The sequence below is a fragment of the Mesorhizobium sp. M0496 genome (genome assembly GCF_040321205.1).
In the GTDB taxonomy this organism is placed as follows: domain Bacteria; phylum Pseudomonadota; class Alphaproteobacteria; order Rhizobiales; family Rhizobiaceae; genus Mesorhizobium.
The window spans coordinates 44,156-62,549 of the sequence record NZ_JAMYRC010000030.1 but is presented as its reverse complement, the minus strand read 5'-3'; the positions used below and the strand labels follow the sequence as shown (position 1 = coordinate 62,549).

Below are 18,394 nucleotides of genomic sequence, written 5' to 3'. Positions count from 1 at the left end.
AATGATTCCACTCAACGAGACAAAGTGCACAAACTGTTGCGATTGCGCATTTTTGACCGCACATGTTATACATTGTAAACAGACTTAGGGATTTATTTACGCCTGAGGAGCGCGTGAAGACGCTTCGGCGCAAATTTTTCCTCAATCGGACCGGAGCACCGAGATGGACAAGCGCGACCTGTCGACCATCTTCCGCGAACGCCTGAAAATGCTCTTGACACGCTCCGACCTCAACCAGTCGGCCTTCGCGACGGCGGTCGGCATCGACCGCTCGGCGCTGTCGCAGCTGTTGTCGGGCGCCTCGACCCGCCTGCCTCGCGCCGAAACGCTGCTCAACATCGCCGCCGAATTCAAGGTGTCGCTCGACTGGCTTCTCGGCCTCAGCCAGGATGAGGGCCTCACCGGCGAAATCCGCGAGAGCCTGGAGATCGAGGAGGCGCCCGACGGCTTCGACCGCACGCTGCTGGCCAAATGGCATGCCGAGGCCGCGGGCACCAAGATCCGCTACGTGCCGGCCGGCATTCCCGACCTTCTGCGCACCGAGGCGCTGGTCGACTACGAGGCGGGCATCGCCAACAAGAACCGCCTGGCGCAGGCCGGCGAAACGCAATACCGCATCGATTACAACAGGCGGCCGGAAACCGACATGGAAGTCTGCATGCCGCGCCACACGCTGGAGATATTTGCACGCGGGCTGGGTGTCTGGGATCGTTTCCCGGAAGCCGACCGTCGCGCCCAGCTACTGCACATGGCAACGCTGCTCGACGACCTCTATCCGACCTTCCGGCTGTTTCTCTATGACGGGCGGATGCGCTACTCGATCCCCTACACCATCTTCGGGCCCTATCGCGCCGCCATTTATGTCGGCGACATGTATCTGGTGCTCAACGCCACCCAGCCGATCCAGACGCTGATCCAGCACTTCGACAATCTGATCCGCGCCGCCGACATCAATGCACACGAGGCGGCAGGCTTCGCCCACAAACTGGCCAGCATGTCGTTTCCATCGAGCACTGTCTGAGCTCTGGCAATCATGGTCATTCGACAGCGCACTCTACAGACGCGTCGGCTTTCCCAACTATCGCGCTATATATCAAGGTCGTCTTGTTTCCTGAGCCTCATCACGACTAACCCTGATGCAAAGCTCAATACAGCGACCGATAGGGCTATCAAATAGGCTCGGTGCTCCCCTTCTAGGGTCTCCCATTTAGTAGGGTTGGCACGAACCTGATTTTTCCATAGAAGCTTTGCGATGCCGGCGAACCGAATTTGGCCGGACGTATCGTAGCTCCCCTTAAAATCACCAATAGCATCAATGTTGTCAGTGGAAGTGGTAGACTCGACCTCGCCGTTAACCTCGATGCTGGCGACACCCCCACCTACTAAAACTCCTTCAGCACGACCAGATGGCGCCTGGTTTAATTCATCAGATTTCAGACCCTTAATTGTAACCCAGCCATTCTCGCCATCCACCTTTATCGTATGCGTCGGATTCACATACGACTCGCCAGCATGTGGTTTGATTTTAACGAGAATCCCTAAAAGGCTCATGCTGCTCATATCAAATGAGCCGCGAGAGAAGATCGAGGAGGCCGAAAGCTGCTTGCATTTCAACAATTTTTCCCAGTTTTTGTCAGGTTTATCAGTCGTAAGATTTAATATAGTTTCGTCTCCATCAACTTTTAAATGGAGGATTGTAGAACGGGAAACAATCGAATCATTTTCAACAACAAACGGGACGACTAGTGCATAGTAAGAAATCTCACCCGAGCTTTTATAGGCAAGGGTCGATTTTTCGTCTATAAACTGCTCCATCTCAATAGTCTTATTTTGATCAACTTTATTCGTTGAAAAGAATGCATATTTCTGAGGGGAAAAATTGAAGGTACCTGATGAGGAATCTTGAGTTCCAAACACGTTGAGATCCCAAAGTCCGCTCTCGACCCAAAAATCGAGGCTACGAACGTTCGGAAGTTCATAAGCATTTTTTTCATATGTTGTTTTTGGCAGATCGGACCTATCGGTGCACCCGCCGAATAGGGTGATCTCGGCGTCAAACTTCGCGGGCGTGCCTAGTGCGCCCCACCGAACCGTCATCGGGCCGTCACCCTTTCGCCAATTAGCAAATCCATTTGTCGAAATTGCCGGGACGAACGAGAAGCGCGGCACAGAGGCAGTTGTCCCATCAGATTCCTCAGTTGGATTGCGATCCGTAGCGTCGGTAATTAGTGCACCGTGCGCTGGGTGGCTCAAGACCATCACAATACGCACCGGAAGTGGTCGATAGAAAAAATCCAAGATGTAGTATGCGGCAGTGGAGAGAAGGACGCCGAGGCCAATTGCCGCTGCGCCCGAGGCAACATTAGCGGCTCGGCCCGAAAAAATTTTGGCTATGTATTCGCAAATCACCAGTATCAACGCGGCAGTAAATCCCAAGGCAACGCCGCCCAACAAATTGGCTACGACATTCTGGAAAAACCGACCTATTGAAAATTGGCCTAATATGAGATCAGTGATAACGTCAATTACCGTCAAGATAGCAAAACTGAAGATCGCAATTGAGTCGACCGTCTTCTTAAAAGAATAGTTTCTGAAGGAAAATGCCACTATTGCCACAGCCGCACATATGAACGGCCAATACAAGACTCCCCCAAGCCAATCTGATAAACTTGGAAATGTGATCAAATCTGTCTGATAAGCTGATTCATAGATGGCCGCAGAGTCGCTATTGACCAGCGCCACGAGATACACCTGAAAATTTGGACCTGTTGCGAGTAGGAAACTGAACGCGATGATCATTGAGATGCGCATCCAGGCCGTTGCCGCGTTCGTAAAAAGGCGCGAATGCAAGAAATCCCAGAATCTCGACAATGAAAAATTCATTTCACGCAACCGTATAAAGCCTTGTTTTTCCAAGTCATCTCGTGTGACGGTCGTTGAGATCAGGTTGCGTGTCAACACAAACCAAAGGTTGTTATTGGCATTCCACTGAATTTGTTTGCTGGCGCATGAACAGCCCCTCCATGCCTTGATGCCGACACAACACTGCCCTTTGTCCCGACCGTGTCGATCTCTTCCAGAACTTCCTACCAGCCGCATGGCAGGTTGGTGGTCGAGGCCTCGATCAATCCTCGGGCGGCAATGTGACGTTGCACACTGAACAGGATCTGCTCTTGGTGGTCACCGCTTGCTCGGTTGACTATTATCCGACCAACGGCGGGATCTGCACCGAAATCCACGTCGAGGTCACCTCGACACCGTGAGGAAAAGGCCCCGACCTGGTTGGACCATCACGGCAAATCATTGACTGCACATAAAGACTTCTTTATATCCTTATTCGAATTCAAAATACGAAAGCCATTCCGATGACGATCACCAACCCGATCGATGCCTTGCTGGCTGAAAAGGGCGTGCTACTGGCCGACGGCGCCACCGGCACCAACCTGTTCGCCATGGGGCTCGAGGCCGGTGAGGCGCCCGAACTGCTGAACGAGACGGCGCCCGACACCATCACAAGCCTGCACCAGAATTTCGTCGATGCCGGCGCCGACATCATCCTGACCAATTCGTTCGGCGGCACCCGCCACCGGCTGAAGCTGCACCATGCGCAGGACCGCGCGCATGCGCTGAACAAGCGCGCCGCCGAGCTCGCGCGCACCGTCGCCGACAAGGCCGGCCGCAAGGTGATCGTCGCCGGCTCGGTCGGCCCAACCGGCGAATTGCTGGTGCCGCTTGGCGCCATGACCTATGACGAGGCGGTCGACGCCTTCGCCGAGCAGATCGAGGGCCTCAAGGCCGGTGGCGCCGAAGTCGCCTGGATCGAGACGATGTCGGCTCCCGACGAGATCCGCGCCGCCGCCGAGGCTGCCATCCGCGTTGGCCTGCCCTACACTTACACTGGCTCCTTCGACACCGCCGGCCGCACCATGATGGGCCTGCTGCCCAGGGATATCCACGGCGTCACCGATGGGTTGTCGCAGGCGCCGCTCGGCGTTGGTGCCAATTGTGGCGTCGGCGCGTCCGACATCCTGGCCTCGCTGCTCGACATGACCGAGGCGAAGCCGGAAGCGACGGTGATCGTCAAGGGCAATTGCGGCATCCCCGAATTCCGCGGTACCAAGATCCATTATTCTGGCACGCCCGAACTGATGGCCGATTATGTCAGGCTCGCCGTCGATGGCGGCGCCAAAATTATCGGCGGCTGCTGCGGCACCTCGTTCCAGCACCTGGCCGCCATGCGCAAGGCGCTCGACGCGCACACCAAGGCGGATCGTCCGACGGTTGCCGCGATCGTCGAGCGCATCGGTCCGATGCGCAACAAGGTGGCGACGGAAAACACCGCCGAGACCAGCGAAGCCCGCCGTGAGCGCCGCCGCAGCCGGGCCTGACCTTATCGGTTTTCGATTATTCGCTGTTGTCGGCGTAGCTCGACTGCGCCGACTTGAAATCGACCACATTGTCGCCGTGCATCGTCATCAGCGCACCGGATGAAACCGGATCAGTGATCTGCTCCAGCATGATGCGGAAGCGGTCGTTGGTCAGCGCCGACATGGCGGTGTGACGCGCCTGCGCGACATCGTCGCGGATACGCCTGGATTCGGATGATGGGGCAGATGAAGCCGCCGAGGCGTCGCGTGCCGGAGGTGTCGAGTTGGCGATAGTCCTGATCTGCAATTCCGGCTCCCTCAAGCACCGTAGACCTGTCCCGTGTAGCAAGGAGGGGGTTGCGATCCGGTACCGGAAATGCCGAGCAATTTAACGATCGCGCAGGTTAACGCCGCGCTTCGGATCTGTTGAGATTCAGGCCAGGCCGGTCTCACCTGAATAGATCCGAAAAAAGGCCGGCAAGGGAATGAACCCTCGCCGGCCTGCCTCACCCGCCCGTTGGTCGGTTTCTCCTATCAGAACGATCCCATCTGAAAGAAACCGGCCGTCATCACCACTACCGGTTACCGCCCAGCGCCGAGGCAAGGCGCACAAGCGAGAGGAACTCGGACCTGTACCCAAACGGGTCGGCTCCTCGAGCGGCAGTGGCAATCTCCATGATCTTGTCGTAACCGAACTTCGCGGTCGCATCCTCGTCGCGCAGCTTCTGGCCGAAGGCGGCAACCGCGACGGAGAAACGCTGGTCGGTGCTGGCTTGGTCGAAGGACGAAATCTCGTTGGCCGAGGTCACCGGCGTGGTGATCAGCTTCGAGACGTCTTCATTGGGCAGCTTGTAGCGTATCTTGACGAAGGCATATTCGTCCGCATTGGCGACGCCGCCATTGTCCACCGACGCCTGGCCATAGCGCAGCGGATCGATCTGCTCGCCACCGTTGCCTTTCGGCGTGATCTCGTAGATCGCGGTGACGGAATGGCCCGAACCGATATCGCCGGCATCGACGCGGTCATTGTTGAAATCCTCGCGGTTCAACGCCCGGGTCTCATAGCCGATCAGGCGGTATTCGGAGACCTTGTTCGGGTTGAACTCGACCTGGATCTTCACGTCCTTGGCGATGGTGAATAGCGTCGAGGAGGCGTCCTCGACCAGCACCTTTTCCGCCTCGGCTAGCGTGTCGATATAGGCGGCGGTGCCGTTGCCGTTCTGGGCGATGGTCTGCATCATCTGGTCGTTCAGATTGCCGCGGCCGAAACCGAACACCGACAGGAAGACACCGGTCTTGCGCTCGCTCTCGACCAGCCGCTTCAGATCATCGTCGTCGCTCTGGCCGACATTGAAGTCGCCGTCGGTGGCCAACATCACCCGGTTGACGCCGTCCTTGACGAAGGATTTTTGCGCCAACCTGTAGGCTTCCTTGATGCCCGCTTCGCCGGCCGTGCTACCGCCAGGCGTCAAATTGTCGATGGCACGGAGTATCCTGTCCTTTTCGGACGCCTTGGTCGGCTCCAGGACTGTGCCCGCGTCACCCGCATAGGTGACGATAGAGATGGTGTCGTCCGCCTTCAGCTTGCTGACCAGCAGCCGGAAAGCCGATTTGAGCAGCGGCAGCTTGTCCGGCTCGTCCATCGAGCCCGAGACATCGATCAGGAAGACCAGATTGGCCTTCGGCTGCTCGGTCGGCTTGACGTCAAACCCCTTGATGGCGACATGCATCAGCCTGGTGTGCGTGTTCCACGGCGTCGGCATCACGCTGACGGTCGAGTTGAACGGCGTCGACGCAGACTCCGGACCCTTCCAGTCATAGGGGAAGTAGTTGATCATCTCCTCGACACGCACCGTATCGGCCTGCGGCATGAAACCTTCCTTCAGCGAGCGCCGCACAAAGGAATAGGAAGCCGTGTCGACGTCGATCGAGAAAGTCGAGACCGGGTCTTCGAGCGCGGCATGCAGCGGATTGGTCTTGAAATCCTCGACGCGGTCGCGGTTTTCCTGTTGCGGCTGCATCTGGTCGGCCGGCAAGGTCGACGGCTGCGGCACCATCAGCTTGGATTCGGCCGGCATGCGGGCGGCCCGAGAGGTGCTGGGTGCGCTTACGGCGCCATCCAACGCGAATTCACCTGTCGGTGCCGGTGGCGCGGGTTCGGCCGGCACGCCGCCTCCCAGCGCGTCTTGTCGTGGAGCGCCACTTGAAATCGCTGATTCCTGCTGTGCCGTACCGCCGGCGGCAACGGTCGATTCGGATTTCGGCGGCGAGACCGGGGCTACAAGCGCATCGGTCGCATCGCGGCTTTCCACATCGGCGTCGGCCTTCTTGTCTTTCTCCAGCTCGGTGCGAACCGGCTTCGGCTCGGCGGTCGTCGGCTTCAGGGTCGCCGGCTTGTCGGCCAGCGTCTCGCTGATCTTTTCGTCGCCGCCGAATTTGGGCGGCTGCTCTCTCAGCATATGGAAAGTGGCGTATCCGGCGATCGGCAGGGCGACGAGCCCGGCAAGGGCCGGCGTGGCAATGAGTTTCTTTTGCATGATCTCGCTCCAGAGCTTTTGTGCTCGCTCTGTGAGACGAAGCCCGCCAACCGATCCTTGGGTGACAGCAGAGATATTTTCCTGATCGTATGCGCGCAGAGCGGCTTCGAAGGCACGGGCCTTCGCGCACTCGCCCGGCGCCGGCGCCGCGATATCGCGCAGTCTCTTGAGTTCGTTGTCGTCGACCATGGTCACACTTCCCCGGCCGTGCGCATCAGCGTCTTCAGCCGTTTCTTCGCTTCATGGATGTGCCAGGAAACCGTCGTCTCCGAGATCGCCATCGCCTCGGCGGCGGCTGCGTGGCTCAAGCCCTCGCCATAGACCAAAAGCACCGCGTCGCGTTGCTTGTCCGGCAGTTGCCGCACCGACGCCCACAGCGCCTCGGCCGGGTCTTCCGGTTCGACCGAAGCCTCGCCCGCGATCATGCTGTAGGCGCCAAAGGCTTCAGTCTTGACCGCTTCGCGGGTGGTCTTGCGCATCACGTCTCGCGCGGCGTTCATCGTCACGGAATAGAGCCATGTCGTGAAGGCGCCGCCGCCGCGATAATCGCGGATCGCCTTGCCCAACCGCACGCAGACTTCCTGGGCGATGTCTTCGGCGTCCGCCTTCTTACCGCACCAGCGATAGGCGGCGCGATAGACGAAGTCGTAGTGACGCTCCAGCAATTTGCTGAAGGCCCCCCTGTCTCCGCCCTTCGCCCGGCCAATCAGTTCGGCGTCGGAGGCTTCGCTTTCATCCAGCATCATCGCCATCATTTGCCTGTTGGACGAAGGCTAATGGCTAATCCTTGGGGCAATGGAAAGATTTTTTTGGAAACGGCCGGATCGTGATCATCGACGCTCCCGCTTGACACATCCATATCTCGGTGGTTATACGTCAAACCAATAGCCATTGGGTTATCGATCCCAAATGACCAACGCTCACGATGTCCTCTTCAGAACGCTCTCCGATCCGACGCGTCGGGCGATCTTCGAGCGCCTGTGCCGGGAAGGCGAGCAGACGGTCGGCGCTTTGACAGCTCAGTCGGGGGTCTCGCAGCCGGCGGTGTCGAAGCATCTCGGTCTTCTCAGGCAAGCCGGGCTGGTGCGGGACCGTCATGAAGGACGACAGACCCATTACAGCGCCCAGCTCGCAGCACTTTCCCCACTGACCGACTGGACGAACCAGATGAACGCGTTCTGGCAGAGCCGGTTCGACGATCTCGAAAATTTGCTCAAAAGAATGGACCAATGACCAGCACAGCGACCGAAACGCGCTCCGTCATCGTCGAACGTGAGATCCCCTATCCGCCGGAAAAGATCTGGCGCGCGCTCACCCAACCGCATCTGATCGAGGAGTGGCTGATGAAAAACAACTTCAAGCCAGCCGTGGACCATCGTTTCAATCTTAGCGCCGACTGGGGCGGCGTCGACTGCCAGGTCCAGACGGTCGAGCCCAACAAGACGCTGTCCTACACCTGGGACACCAAGGATCTCGAGAGCGTGGTCACCTGGACGCTCACCGCTACGAACACGGGAACCCATCTGCGCATGGAGCAGACGGGCTTCCGGCCGGATCAGCAGCCATATTTCCGCGGCGCCACGGTCGGCTGGCAAAAGTTCCTTACTGCCCTGGAAGGCGTCCTGGCGCGGCTGGATTGAAACCGCTGGCAAGCGGATCGATGGGTCCACTTCGGCTCGTTTTTGACGGGAGGCCTCATTGGACTGGAACAAGTGGATTCGGCAAATTCATCGCTGGCTGTCGATCATCTTTACGCTGACCGTCATCGCCAACTTCGCCACCATGGCATATGGGCAACCTCCCGCTTGGGTGGTCTATTCACCGCTCTTGCCACTCTTCCTGCTGCTGTTCAGCGGCCTTTACATGTTCGTGCTGCCCCATATCGCCAAGGGGCGCGGCGCGCAGCGTGCGGGCGGATAGGAGTGGGCAGAATGGCCAAGCTGGGACAATCGACCCGCGCCGCACCGGTCCTGCTGTCGGGCGGCAACCCGCAAATCGCCAAGGGTGATGGCGACGCCCCGGTGCGGGCGTATATCGCTGCTATGCCGGGCTGGAAGCGCGGCCTAGGCGAGCGCCTCGACGCGCTCATCGAGCGAAACGTGCCTGACGTGCGCAAGGCCGTGCGGTGGAACTCGCCATTCTACGGCATCGAGGGCCAGGGCTGGTTCGTGTCGTTCCATGTCTTCACCCATTACGTGAAGGTGACCTTCTTCAGCGGCATGTCGTTGCAGCCGATCCCACCCGGCGGCACGGCAAAGAGCAAGGATGTGCGCTGGATCGACATCCGCGAAGGCGACCAGTTCGACGAGGCGCGGATGGCGGACTGGGTGAAACAGGCCGCCGCCCTGCCCGGCTGGATCCCGCAGCGACCGAATACGACAGAGGAGAAAGAGCGATGAAGATCAAGCTGACCAGCGTGTATGTGGACAACCAGGAAAACGCTCTGCGCTTCTATACCGACGTGCTGGGCTTGACCAAGAAGACCGATTTCAGCAACGGACCCTATCGCTGGCTGACCGTTGCATCGGCGGAAGAGCCGGATGGAACCGAGCTGCACCTCGCGCTCAACGACAACCCGGCCGCCAAGGCCTATCAGGAAGCCATCTTCAAACAGGGCCAGCCTGCGGTTATGTTCTTCACCGACGACGTCAAGGGAGATTACGAGCGCATCAAGGCGAAGGGCGGCGAGTTCACCATGCCGCCGACCGAGGTCACCGGCTCGACCATCGCCCAGTTGAACGACGGCTGCGGCAACCTCGTTCAGATCACCCAGCTGGCGCGCTGGTAATGGGCGGCTAAAACACCGTCGAGGCACAGGAAGGCACCCAATGAACCCATCCGAACAGATCGACCAGCTGATCGCCGGCCTCAAGGACTGGCGCGGCGAGACGCTCGCCGGCATCCGCAAGACCATCCTTGCAGCCGACCCGGACATCGTCGAGGAATGGAAGTGGATGGGCAGCCCGGTCTGGTGCCTCGACGGAAACATCGTGGTCGGCAACGCCCACAAGGACAAGGTTAAGCTCACCTTTTCCCATGGCGCAAGCCTGCCGGACCCCGACAAGCTGTTCAACAACGGTTTTGGCGGCAAGGTGTGGCGGGCAATCGATATCCTTGAGGGCGACAAGCTCGATGAGGGCGCCCTGAAAGACCTTGTCCGGGCCGCCATCGACTACAACCAGGCCAAAAAGAAGCAGAAAGCGCCGGCGGGTGCTCGGGCGAAGGTACAGAAGTAATGGGTCCTAAGCCGCTTGGCCCGCCACCCAGCCCGACGACCACGCCCACTGGAAATTATAGCCGCCCAGCCAACCCGTGACATCGACGGCTTCGCCGATGAAGAACAGGCCCGGCACGGATTTTGCCTGCATGGTCTTCTGGTCGAGTCCGTTGGTGTCGACCCCGCCCAGTGTCACTTCGGCGGTGCGGTAGCCCTCTGAACCGGCCGGCTTGATGCGCCATTCATTGACCGCAGCGGCGACGGTCTTGATCTGGGCGTCGGAAAGATCGGCGAGGTTACCGTCGATCCCGGTTCGCTCGGCGATCGACTGCGCAAGCCGCTTCGGCAGATGGTTTGCCAGCACCGTCTGCACAGCCTGTCGTCCATTGCCGCGCTTGGCGGTGCGAATGAGGTCCGCCACATCGACTCCCGGCAGCATGGCGATACGGATTTCGTCGCCCTCGCGCCAATAGGACGATATCTGCAGGATGGACGGTCCGCTGACGCCGCGATGCGTGAACAGCATTGCTTCGGCGAACCGCGTCCTGCCGCAGGCGACTTCCACGTCGACGGCGTTGCCAGCCAGGGGCGCCAACCGCTCGAGCGTGTTTGCGTCGAAGGTCAGCGGCACCAGCGCCGGCCGCGTTTCGACAACGGCAAGGCCGAACCGTTCGGCGAGCTCATACCCGAAACCGGTCGCCCCCATCTTGGGGATCGACTTGCCGCCACAGGCTACAACAACGGACTGGCAAGTGACCGTGCCGGTGGAGAGGGTGAGCATAAACCCCTCGGCGGTTTTGCGGACATCCGCGACGCTGGTCGACAGGGCCAGTTCCACGCCCCTGCCCTGCATTTCCGAGACCAGCATGTCGATGATTTGGCGTGCGGAGCCGTCGCAGAACAATTGCCCCAGCGTCTTCTCGTGGTAGGCAATGCGGCGGCGTTGTACGAGCGCGATGAAATCGCGCTGCGTGTAGCGGCTGAGCGCCGAAATGCAGAAATGCGGATTGCCCGAGAGAAAATTCTTCGGGCTGGTGTGGATGTTGGTGAAATTGCACCGGCCGCCGCCTGAGATGCGGATTTTTTCGCCGGGCATTGCCGCATGGTCGAGGATCAGCACCGAACGGCCGCGCTTGGCCGTCTCCAAGGCGCACATCATTCCGGCGGCACCGGCGCCGATGATCACGACATCATAGGATTGCATCAGGCTATTCGTTCCCGCTCGCCCCGCTCATCGGGGGGCCACGCCATTTGTGCTGCCTGATACCGCGAACGGTCCAGACAGCCAACAGGCAAGAACCGCCGCGGAAGAGCAGAGCTAGTAGGCGCTGCCTGGGTACGGCGGCGGCAAGGTGAAAATCATCTGCCGCCGCCGCTCATTCTTCGTCCCATCGGTCGTGCGGTCGTAATCGCATGGCGCAGTGCGATCTGTGCGATCAATGGAATAGGCCACGTCGCTATGACGGTGCGCTCAGGCATCTTCTGACCTGGCCGTGAATCCCGGCACTAGACGAGCGTCTCCGCGAACAGCGTCGTCAATCGCTTCCAGTGGCGCTCGGCGCCCGCGGCATTGAAAACGCGATGATCGGGCACGCACCAGCCATGCGCCATGCCGGCATAGTTTTCCAGCACATGGTCGACTTCTGCCACCCTGAGCGCCTCGGCCAGCCGCGCCGACTGTTCCGGCGGAAAACTCCCATCGACACCGGATGTGCCGACATAGACCCGCGCCTTGATGGAGGCTGCCTTGCGATGCGGGCTGTCGGCGGCGTCGCTGGCCAGATTGCCGCCGTGGAAACTCGCGGCCGCTTTTATTCTGTCGGGATAAGTTGCGGCGGCATTCAATGCTCGACCGCCGCCCATGCAATAGCCGACTGTGCCGACCGGTCCGGTGACGCCCTCGGCAGCCAGTGCGTCGAGGAATGCAGCGCTGTCGCTGATGGTCATCTCCTGCGTCGTGCCGGTGACCAGTGCCGTCAGCGCCGCCTTGGTCTTTTCCTCGACGAAGGCGGTCTTGGCGTCAAACGGCCCGTAAGGCGCGTTGCGGTAGAACAGGTCCGGCAGCAGCACTGAATAACCTTCATTCGCCAGCCGCTCGGCCATGCTATCGAGCGCCGGCCGCGGACCGAAAGCGTCCTGATAGAGAATGACGCCGGCCTTGGCCGAAGATGCGTTTGCCGCACGGAACAGACCCGCCCTTGCCACGCCATCCCTGGTCCGGATCTGAAGGTCTTGTTTCGTCATCGCCCGCTCCGTTCCGTTGTCGCGCGATACATATCCCGCCAAGCCGATCCGGCAAGGCGTTCCCTGAGCCTGGCCGTCAACATTTCGTGCAGGATTGCGTGGCGAATTACAGATCCGCGAATGCCGCCATGTGAAACGCCTGGACCTCCTGTGGATAGCGATAGGCCGTGCCATAGGGACAGGCATTGCGGTCAAGACAGCCGCCGCTGCGGCACGGCTCGCCATTCACCCCTCGCACATGCGCCAGACAGGATTGATAGGCGAACCCTTGCGCCGAGTAGGCGTCGACCGGGCAGGATTTCAGGCAGGGTTTTTCGACACAGGTATCGCAAAGGTAGGGCGCTGCCTCAGCGGCCTGAACCGGAAGCGCGTCCTCAAACAGCAGCGCGCCGCGATAGGCGTGCCAGAGCCCGTATCGCGGATGCATGAGGATGCCGAGCGGCGACGGTCTCAGCCCCTCCGCCCGCATCGCCCATTGCTGGAACGGCAGATAAGGCTTGTCGGAAGGCGAAACGGCCCGCGCCCCGAATGTCTCCGCCACGGCACCGATCACTTCGCGCGACCAGGTGTCGAGCGGATTGGGGATTTTCTGCGGTTGCTTTTCGCGCCAACGCAGGAAATGCGACCAAGGCGCGGCACCCGCCTGCCCGACCAGCAAGACGGCCGCTGCAGCCGCGCCCGATGATCCCGTTGGCGGCGCTTCGCCTGATGCAAAATTGAAACCGCCACGAAGAACAAGGCCGTTGGCGAGAAGCGCCGCAGCAATACGGTCAACGCTGCCGGCGGCGGGCGCAATCATTCCTTCTTGACCGGATCGGAGAACGCGCTCCGCCAGACTTCCTTATGGATGATGTTGGCGACTTTAGCCCCGCCTGACTCGGGCTCCTTTCAAGTGAAGGCGTCGGGCATCGACCCCTTCTTCTTGGCGATGAAGTCCTTCAAGGCCTCGTCGATGCTCGGATCGAGGTGAGGCGCCTCGTAGCTTTCCAGCCAGCGGCGGGCGAGTTCGTTGGCACGCTGCGGCGCGGTCTTCTCGCCTTCGGCCAGCCACTGCTCGTAGGAATTGTTGTCGGCGATGTTGGAGCGGTAGAAAGCGGTCTGGAAATTCGCCTGGGTGTGGTCGCAGCCGAGATAGTGGCTGCCCGGCCCGACCTGGCGGATGGCATCCATCGCCTGGCCGTTTTCCGACAGGTCGACGCCCTCGGAAAACTTCTGCGTCATGCCGAGCTGGTCGATGTCCATCATGAACTTTTCGTAGCAGGAGGCGAGCCCGCCCTCGAGCCAGCCGGCCGAGTGCAGCACGAAGTTGGTGCCGGCCAGGATGGTCGAGTTCAGCGTGTTGGCGCTTTCATAGGCCGCCTGTGCATCCGGAACCTTGGACGCGCAGAGCGAGCCGCCGGTGCGGAACGGCAGGCCGAGACGGCGCGCCAGCTGTGCGGCGCCATAGGAAACCAGCGACGGCTCCGGCGTGCCGAAGGTCGGCGCGCCTGACTGCATCGAGATCGACGAGGCGAAGGTGCCGAAAAGCACCGGCGCGCCCGGCCGGATCAGCTGCGTGAACGAAGCACCAGCCAGCACTTCGGCCAGAACCTGCGTCAGCGTGCCGGCAACCGTCACCGGGCTCATCGCGCCGGCAAGGATGAACGGCGTGACGATGCAGGCCTGGTTATGGCGCGCATAGACCTTTAGCGCGCCGAGCATGGTCTCGTCGAACACCATCGGCGAGTTGGCGTTGATCAGGCTGGTCAGCACCGTGTTGTTCTCGACGAAATCGTCGCCGAACACGATCTTGGCCATGGCGACGGTGTCTTCAGCGCGCTCCGGCGCGGTCACCGAGCCCATGAACGGCTTGTCCGAATATTTGATGTGGCTGTAGATCATGTCGAGATGGCGCTTGTTGACCGGCACGTCTACCGGCTCGCACACCGTGCCGCCCGAATGGTGGATCGACGGCGCCATATAGGCGAGCTTCACGAAATTCCGGAAATCCTCGATCGTCGCATAGCGCCTGACACCATCGAGGTCGCGCACGAAGGGCGGTCCATAGACTGGCGCAAAAACCGTGGCATTGCCGCCGATCTGCACCGAGCGCTCGGAATTGCGGGCATGCTGGGTGTAGACAGGCGGGGCGGTCTTGAGCAGTGAACGGCAGAGCCCCTTCGGAAAGTGCACGCGCTCGCCCTTGACGTCGGCGCCGGCCTCTTTCCACAATTGCAGCGCTTCGGCGTCGTCGCGGAAGATGATGCCGATCTCCTCTAGCACCGTGTCGGTATTCTTCTCGATCAGCGCCAGGCCTTCCTCGTCCAGCACCTCATAAACGTTGATCTTGCGCTTGATGTAGGTGAGCTGCGTGCCGGGACCGCCGCCCGAACGTGCTGCCCGCCGGGCAGCAGCCCCGCCGCTGGCGCCGCGCCCACGTCGCGCGTTTGACGCTTCCTGATCGACTGCCGCGTGTTCGCTCATGGTGGTTCTTCCCTGAATCTGTTCTTGTCTGGAATCCATAGCGGCTGCCTCTCGCCGCTTCTTGCCAGATCGTAGCCATGCACCCTATTCGAAACGGCCCGCCAGCGCCAACACCTGTCGCAAAATCGACAAGAATTCCAAGAGATTTGCGGTCGCTTTCCTTTTGCGGGAAGTCGCAAATCAGCTATGGATACATGCCCTCAGCGGGTTAGGAATGACCGTGAATATTTTGTGCCTTGCGACGCAGTCGCGATGCCGGCAGGAGTTCGATACAAATGTCCGACGACGAGATCATCCTTTCCGAACTTTCCGACGACGAGTTGGTGCAGCAGATGCACGACGATCTCTATGACGGGCTGAAGGAAGAGATCGAGGAAGGCACGAACATCCTACTCGAGCGCGGCTGGGTGCCTTACAAGGTGCTGACCGAGGCGCTGGTCGAAGGCATGCGCATCGTCGGCGAGGATTTTCGCGACGGCATCCTGTTCGTTCCCGAAGTGCTGCTTTCCGCCAATGCGATGAAGGCCGGCATGTTCATCCTGCGTCCGCTGCTCGCCGCCACCGGCGCGCCGAAGCAGGGCAAGATGGTCATCGGTACGGTCAAGGGCGACATCCACGACATCGGCAAGAACCTTGTCGGCATGATGATGGAGGGCGCCGGCTTCGACGTCATCGACCTCGGCATCAACAATGCGGTCGAGAAATATCTCGATGCGATCGAGCAGCATCAGCCCGATATCATCGGCATGTCGGCACTGCTGACCACGACCATGCCCTATATGAAGGTCGTCATCGACACGATGAAGGAAAAGGGCATCCGCGACGACTATGTCGTGCTGGTCGGCGGCGCGCCGCTAAACGAGGAATTCGGCAAGGCCGTCGGCGCCGATGCCTATTGCCGCGACGCGGCGGTGGCGGTCGAGACCGCCAAGGATTACATGAAGCGCAAGCACAATGTGCGGGCTTCGGCCTGATTGGCCAATTAGGCATGGACAAAAGAAAAAGCCGCGCCTTGCAGCGCGGCTTTTTTGTTCCCAGATGATGAACGTGGCCGCGCGCGGATCAGGGCTTGGTGACGGTATCCTCGACTGCTTTGGCCGTTGATTTGACATCCCTGCCGACGCCACGGACGGTGTTCGCGCAAGCCGTAAGGGCCAAGGCGCAGGCCAGGATGGCAATCGGCGTGATGCGTAGCAGTTTCATGGACGATGTCTCCCTCAACAGATAAATTAGCGCCACAGCAACGAAGGCCGGCTCGACGGGTTCCATGGCCAAGACGCAAAAAACAAAACCGAATCAAGACGACAGGCTGCTCGTTATCGCCTGTGGGATGATTGCGCGCGAAGTTCTGGCCGTCAAGGAACAGCTTGGACTGGACCACCTCGACCTGACCTGCCTGCCGGCGGAATTCCATTTCTATCCCGACCGCATCGGCCCTGCCATGGACCAGGCGATCGAAAAGGCCAAGGCGGAAGGCTACACCAACATTTTCGTCGGCTATGCCGATTGCGGCACCGGCGGCCTCCTCGACCGCATCTGCGAGAAGCATGGCGTCGAGCGCATGGCCGGTCCGCACTGCTTCGCCTTCTATCAAGGCATGGAGGCCTACGCGAAGATTGCCGACGACGACATGATGTCGTTCTACATGACCGACTTCCTCTGCCGTCAGTTCGACGCCTTCTTCATGAAACCGCTCGGCCTCGACAAGCACCCCGAGCTGATCAAGGACTATTTCGGCAACTACGAAAAGCTGATCTACCTTGCCCAGACCAACGATCCGGAGCTCGACAAGGTCGCCGAAAAGGCCGCCAATATGCTCGGTCTCGTCTATGAGCGCCGCGCCACTGGCTATGGCGACCTGACGGCCGGAATGGCGCACGCCGCAGCGGTCACCGGCTAGGCAACGTCCTCTTCCGCCCGCAGCGCCGCAAGCACATCGGCAAAGCTCGTCTTGCAGACGAAACCCAGCCTGTCCCTCGCCCGCGACGCGTCGTAGACCCGGTCGATGGAGGAAAACATCGTCCAGCCTTTTCGCGCGTAGAGGGCCGGAAAATCCGGAAAGTAGCGCGCGACGACCGACGGGGCATCGGCAATCGGCGCCGAGCAATCATCGGGCCGGAACGGCGTTGGCGCCGATACGATGAAAATATCAAAGCCGAGCTGTGGCGCCTTTTCGAGCGCAAGGATGTGGGCATCGGCCGCGTCCTCGACCGTCAACCGGCGAAACAGCAGTTCATTAGCCTTGGTGTTGGCATCCGACTGCTCGATCGCATGCGCCATGTCATCGGCTTCAGGAAAGAAGCGGGCCGTGCGCAGCACGACCACCGGCAGCCTATGTTGGATATGGTAGAGGCGGCAGAGATGCTCGGCCGAAAGCTTGGTGACGCCATAGATGTTGCGTGGCTCGGGCGACATCGCCTCCGTCAGCCAGGCCGCCTTGCGCGCACCACCGCTGAACCCGTCGCGTATCGCCTGCGAAATCATCAGCGAGGTCGTCGAGGTGAAGACGAAGCGCTGCACGCTGGCCGCCACCGCCGCGTCGAGCAGGTTGAGCGTGCCTTGCACGTTGGTGGCGACGAAATCGCTGTTGGCGCGGCTCTCTATGTTGGGCTTGTGCAGCGCGCCGCTGTGGATGATCGTCTCGATCCGGTTGTCCCGAACTGTCCGCATGACAAGGTCGCGATCGGCGATTGAGCCGACGATGTGGGTCTCTGCCGATGGCACAGGATCGAGCCCGGTGACGTCGTGCCCAAGTGCGCGCAGACGCGGCGCCAAAGCGCTGCCCAACCAACCCGACGACCCCGTCAGCAAGATTCGCATTCGTCACACCATGATTTTTGACCGTGACGCTGTTAAGCACGGATGACAGGCGCCAGCGACCCGATAGATTATGCACCAGCCGGCGCTGCGCCAGACTTCAACCGGGAGGCCTCCTATGACACTTCGCCCGCTGTTCGCCCTTGTCGGCCTGCTCTGCTGCACTCTTCCCGCCCTTGGCGATGGCGAGGTGCAGAAACTCATCACCGCCGCAGACAAGGCGCGGCTCGACAAATATGGCGAGACCCGCAAGGTGGCGCTCGCCGAGGCGAAAGCGGGAGATCCGGCCGAGGTCAAGCAACTCGATACCTTGCTGGCAAAACCGCTGGTGGCCTTCTCCGACAAGGACCTGACCGGCAACTGGCAGTGCCGCACGATCAAGGCCGGCGGATCTTTGCCGCTCGTCATCTATGGCTGGTTCAAATGCAAGGTGACCGACGACGGTTCCGGCTGGCGGCTGGAAAAGATCAGCGGCTCACAGCGCACCAAGGGCCGTTTCTTCGACGATGGCGAGAAACGTGCGATCTATCTCGGCTCCTTCTATGTCAACAGCGATCCGGCAAAACCCTATGGCAGCGGCCCGCAAACCGACCAGGTCGGCTATGCCTTCCGCAACAGCGCCAAGGCATGGCGCATCGAATTCCCGGCGCCGTACTATGAATCGAAGCTCGACATCATCGAGTTCAAGCGCTGAGCGTGTATCGAAGAGCTGATCACCAAGGATTAACCCGGACGCCCTAGCATCCCGC

General features: G+C 60.4%; 21 protein-coding genes. 11 read left to right on the top strand and 10 right to left on the bottom strand.

The genetic code is table 11. The annotated features are described in order from the left end of the window. Positions 1-163 precede the first annotated feature (163 nt). On the top strand, positions 164-1,021 hold the full coding sequence (locus NKI73_RS22975) for a helix-turn-helix domain-containing protein (RefSeq protein WP_352633090.1): 858 nt from the start codon (positions 164-166) through the stop codon (positions 1,019-1,021). Between the two features lie 65 nt (positions 1,022-1,086). On the opposite strand, the gene NKI73_RS22970 is transcribed toward NKI73_RS22975, so the two are convergent. Further along, positions 1,087-2,916, bottom strand: a complete 1,830-nt coding sequence (locus NKI73_RS22970; RefSeq protein ID WP_352633089.1) for a hypothetical protein — start codon at positions 2,914-2,916, stop codon at positions 1,087-1,089. 449 nt (positions 2,917-3,365) lie between these two features. On the opposite strand from NKI73_RS22970, the gene bmt reads away from it, so the two are divergent. Then, on the top strand, positions 3,366-4,388 hold the full coding sequence (gene bmt / locus NKI73_RS22965; protein WP_352633088.1) for a betaine--homocysteine S-methyltransferase: 1,023 nt from the start codon (positions 3,366-3,368) through the stop codon (positions 4,386-4,388). Positions 4,389-4,404: 16 nt separating this feature from the next. Here the strand turns inward: bmt and NKI73_RS22960 are convergent, their stop codons facing one another. The 3 genes from NKI73_RS22960 to NKI73_RS22950 all read right to left on the bottom strand — a co-directional run bounded on the left by NKI73_RS22960 (position 4,405) and on the right by NKI73_RS22950 (position 7,656). Next, a complete protein-coding gene (locus NKI73_RS22960; RefSeq protein WP_352633087.1) occupies positions 4,405-4,674 on the bottom strand; it encodes a hypothetical protein in 270 nt (89 codons plus the stop codon). Positions 4,675-4,942: 268 nt separating this feature from the next. After that, on the bottom strand, positions 4,943-7,093 hold the full coding sequence (locus tag NKI73_RS22955) for a vWA domain-containing protein (RefSeq protein ID WP_352633086.1): 2,151 nt from the start codon (positions 7,091-7,093) through the stop codon (positions 4,943-4,945). A 2-nt stretch (positions 7,094-7,095) separates the two neighbouring features. Then, the gene (locus NKI73_RS22950) at positions 7,096-7,656 is read right to left on the bottom strand and encodes an RNA polymerase sigma factor (RefSeq protein ID WP_352633085.1); all 561 of its coding nucleotides are present in this window, start codon (positions 7,654-7,656) and stop codon (positions 7,096-7,098) included. A 157-nt stretch (positions 7,657-7,813) separates the two neighbouring features. On the opposite strand from NKI73_RS22950, the gene NKI73_RS22945 reads away from it, so the two are divergent. Genes NKI73_RS22945 through NKI73_RS22920 form a run of 6 tightly spaced genes read left to right on the top strand, consistent with a single transcriptional unit; the run spans position 7,814 to position 10,140 of the window. Next, positions 7,814-8,137: an ArsR/SmtB family transcription factor gene (locus NKI73_RS22945; RefSeq protein ID WP_023757734.1), complete on the top strand. Its 324-nt coding sequence runs from the start codon at positions 7,814-7,816 to the stop codon at positions 8,135-8,137. Further along, on the top strand, positions 8,134-8,544 hold the full coding sequence (locus tag NKI73_RS22940) for an SRPBCC family protein (RefSeq protein ID WP_352633084.1): 411 nt from the start codon (positions 8,134-8,136) through the stop codon (positions 8,542-8,544). Before NKI73_RS22945 ends, NKI73_RS22940 begins: the two co-directional genes overlap by 4 nt. A 58-nt stretch (positions 8,545-8,602) precedes the next feature. Beyond that, complete coding sequence (locus NKI73_RS22935) at positions 8,603-8,824, top strand: hypothetical protein (protein ID WP_352633083.1); 222 nt, start codon at positions 8,603-8,605, stop codon at positions 8,822-8,824. A gap of 11 nt (positions 8,825-8,835) precedes the next feature. Next, positions 8,836-9,303, top strand: a complete 468-nt coding sequence (locus NKI73_RS22930) for a DUF1801 domain-containing protein (protein WP_352633082.1) — start codon at positions 8,836-8,838, stop codon at positions 9,301-9,303. After that, complete coding sequence (locus tag NKI73_RS22925) at positions 9,300-9,692, top strand: VOC family protein (RefSeq protein ID WP_352633081.1); 393 nt, start codon at positions 9,300-9,302, stop codon at positions 9,690-9,692. Before NKI73_RS22930 ends, NKI73_RS22925 begins: the two co-directional genes overlap by 4 nt. A gap of 40 nt (positions 9,693-9,732) precedes the next feature. Beyond that, the gene (locus NKI73_RS22920; RefSeq protein WP_352633080.1) at positions 9,733-10,140 is read left to right on the top strand and encodes a DUF1801 domain-containing protein; all 408 of its coding nucleotides are present in this window, start codon (positions 9,733-9,735) and stop codon (positions 10,138-10,140) included. Positions 10,141-10,146: 6 nt separating this feature from the next. Here NKI73_RS22920 and NKI73_RS22915 read toward each other — a convergent pair whose 3' ends face one another. The 4 genes from NKI73_RS22915 to NKI73_RS22900 form a co-directional block, all read right to left on the bottom strand. Beyond that, positions 10,147-11,325 (bottom strand): BaiN/RdsA family NAD(P)/FAD-dependent oxidoreductase, encoded by a 1,179-nt coding sequence (locus NKI73_RS22915; protein ID WP_352633079.1) that lies wholly within the window; start codon positions 11,323-11,325, stop codon positions 10,147-10,149. A gap of 302 nt (positions 11,326-11,627) precedes the next feature. Next, positions 11,628-12,365 (bottom strand): dienelactone hydrolase family protein, encoded by a 738-nt coding sequence (locus NKI73_RS22910; protein WP_352633078.1) that lies wholly within the window; start codon positions 12,363-12,365, stop codon positions 11,628-11,630. A 106-nt stretch (positions 12,366-12,471) separates the two neighbouring features. Beyond that, a complete protein-coding gene (locus tag NKI73_RS22905) occupies positions 12,472-13,164 on the bottom strand; it encodes a 4Fe-4S dicluster domain-containing protein (RefSeq protein WP_352633077.1) in 693 nt (230 codons plus the stop codon). Positions 13,165-13,253: 89 nt separating this feature from the next. Then, positions 13,254-14,828 (bottom strand): trimethylamine methyltransferase family protein, encoded by a 1,575-nt coding sequence (locus NKI73_RS22900; RefSeq protein ID WP_352633076.1) that lies wholly within the window; start codon positions 14,826-14,828, stop codon positions 13,254-13,256. A 275-nt stretch (positions 14,829-15,103) separates the two neighbouring features. On the opposite strand from NKI73_RS22900, the gene NKI73_RS22895 reads away from it, so the two are divergent. Beyond that, complete coding sequence (locus NKI73_RS22895; RefSeq protein WP_126069400.1) at positions 15,104-15,802, top strand: cobalamin B12-binding domain-containing protein; 699 nt, start codon at positions 15,104-15,106, stop codon at positions 15,800-15,802. 88 nt (positions 15,803-15,890) lie between these two features. On the opposite strand, the gene NKI73_RS22890 is transcribed toward NKI73_RS22895, so the two are convergent. Then, positions 15,891-16,031 (bottom strand): EncA/B family entericidin, encoded by a 141-nt coding sequence (locus NKI73_RS22890; RefSeq protein WP_352633075.1) that lies wholly within the window; start codon positions 16,029-16,031, stop codon positions 15,891-15,893. A gap of 64 nt (positions 16,032-16,095) precedes the next feature. On the opposite strand from NKI73_RS22890, the gene NKI73_RS22885 reads away from it, so the two are divergent. Next, entirely contained in the window at positions 16,096-16,728 is a 633-nt protein-coding gene (locus NKI73_RS22885) for a DUF1638 domain-containing protein (protein ID WP_352633074.1), read from the top strand. Here the strand turns inward: NKI73_RS22885 and NKI73_RS22880 are convergent. After that, entirely contained in the window at positions 16,725-17,648 is a 924-nt protein-coding gene (locus NKI73_RS22880) for an NAD-dependent epimerase/dehydratase family protein (protein ID WP_352633073.1), read from the bottom strand. The two genes, NKI73_RS22885 and NKI73_RS22880, sit on opposite strands and share 4 nt — an antisense overlap. Positions 17,649-17,763: 115 nt before the next feature. On the opposite strand from NKI73_RS22880, the gene NKI73_RS22875 reads away from it, so the two are divergent. Then, on the top strand, positions 17,764-18,339 hold the full coding sequence (locus tag NKI73_RS22875; protein WP_352633072.1) for a DUF4893 domain-containing protein: 576 nt from the start codon (positions 17,764-17,766) through the stop codon (positions 18,337-18,339). Positions 18,340-18,394 lie beyond the last annotated feature (55 nt).

What these genes read in the sequence shown, in the direction of transcription:
- NKI73_RS22975 (WP_352633090.1), top strand. Translation starts at nt 164, where the DNA reads ATGGACAAGCGCGACCTGTCGACCATCTTCCGCGAACGCCTGAAAATG.
- bmt (WP_352633088.1), top strand. Translation starts at nt 3,366, where the DNA reads ATGACGATCACCAACCCGATCGATGCCTTGCTGGCTGAAAAGGGCGTG.
- NKI73_RS22955 (WP_352633086.1), bottom strand. Translation starts at nt 7,093, where the DNA reads ATGGTCGACGACAACGAACTCAAGAGACTGCGCGATATCGCGGCGCCG.
- NKI73_RS22950 (WP_352633085.1), bottom strand. Translation starts at nt 7,656, where the DNA reads ATGGCGATGATGCTGGATGAAAGCGAAGCCTCCGACGCCGAACTGATT.
- NKI73_RS22945 (WP_023757734.1), top strand. Translation starts at nt 7,814, where the DNA reads ATGACCAACGCTCACGATGTCCTCTTCAGAACGCTCTCCGATCCGACG.
- NKI73_RS22940 (WP_352633084.1), top strand. Translation starts at nt 8,134, where the DNA reads ATGACCAGCACAGCGACCGAAACGCGCTCCGTCATCGTCGAACGTGAG.
- NKI73_RS22930 (WP_352633082.1), top strand. Translation starts at nt 8,836, where the DNA reads ATGGCCAAGCTGGGACAATCGACCCGCGCCGCACCGGTCCTGCTGTCG.
- NKI73_RS22925 (WP_352633081.1), top strand. Translation starts at nt 9,300, where the DNA reads ATGAAGATCAAGCTGACCAGCGTGTATGTGGACAACCAGGAAAACGCT.
- NKI73_RS22920 (WP_352633080.1), top strand. Translation starts at nt 9,733, where the DNA reads ATGAACCCATCCGAACAGATCGACCAGCTGATCGCCGGCCTCAAGGAC.
- NKI73_RS22915 (WP_352633079.1), bottom strand. Translation starts at nt 11,325, where the DNA reads ATGCAATCCTATGATGTCGTGATCATCGGCGCCGGTGCCGCCGGAATG.
- NKI73_RS22910 (WP_352633078.1), bottom strand. Translation starts at nt 12,365, where the DNA reads ATGACGAAACAAGACCTTCAGATCCGGACCAGGGATGGCGTGGCAAGG.
- NKI73_RS22905 (WP_352633077.1), bottom strand. Translation starts at nt 13,164, where the DNA reads ATGATTGCGCCCGCCGCCGGCAGCGTTGACCGTATTGCTGCGGCGCTT.
- NKI73_RS22900 (WP_352633076.1), bottom strand. Translation starts at nt 14,828, where the DNA reads ATGAGCGAACACGCGGCAGTCGATCAGGAAGCGTCAAACGCGCGACGT.
- NKI73_RS22895 (WP_126069400.1), top strand. Translation starts at nt 15,104, where the DNA reads ATGTCCGACGACGAGATCATCCTTTCCGAACTTTCCGACGACGAGTTG.
- NKI73_RS22890 (WP_352633075.1), bottom strand. Translation starts at nt 16,031, where the DNA reads ATGAAACTGCTACGCATCACGCCGATTGCCATCCTGGCCTGCGCCTTG.
- NKI73_RS22885 (WP_352633074.1), top strand. Translation starts at nt 16,096, where the DNA reads ATGGCCAAGACGCAAAAAACAAAACCGAATCAAGACGACAGGCTGCTC.
- NKI73_RS22880 (WP_352633073.1), bottom strand. Translation starts at nt 17,648, where the DNA reads ATGCGAATCTTGCTGACGGGGTCGTCGGGTTGGTTGGGCAGCGCTTTG.
- NKI73_RS22875 (WP_352633072.1), top strand. Translation starts at nt 17,764, where the DNA reads ATGACACTTCGCCCGCTGTTCGCCCTTGTCGGCCTGCTCTGCTGCACT.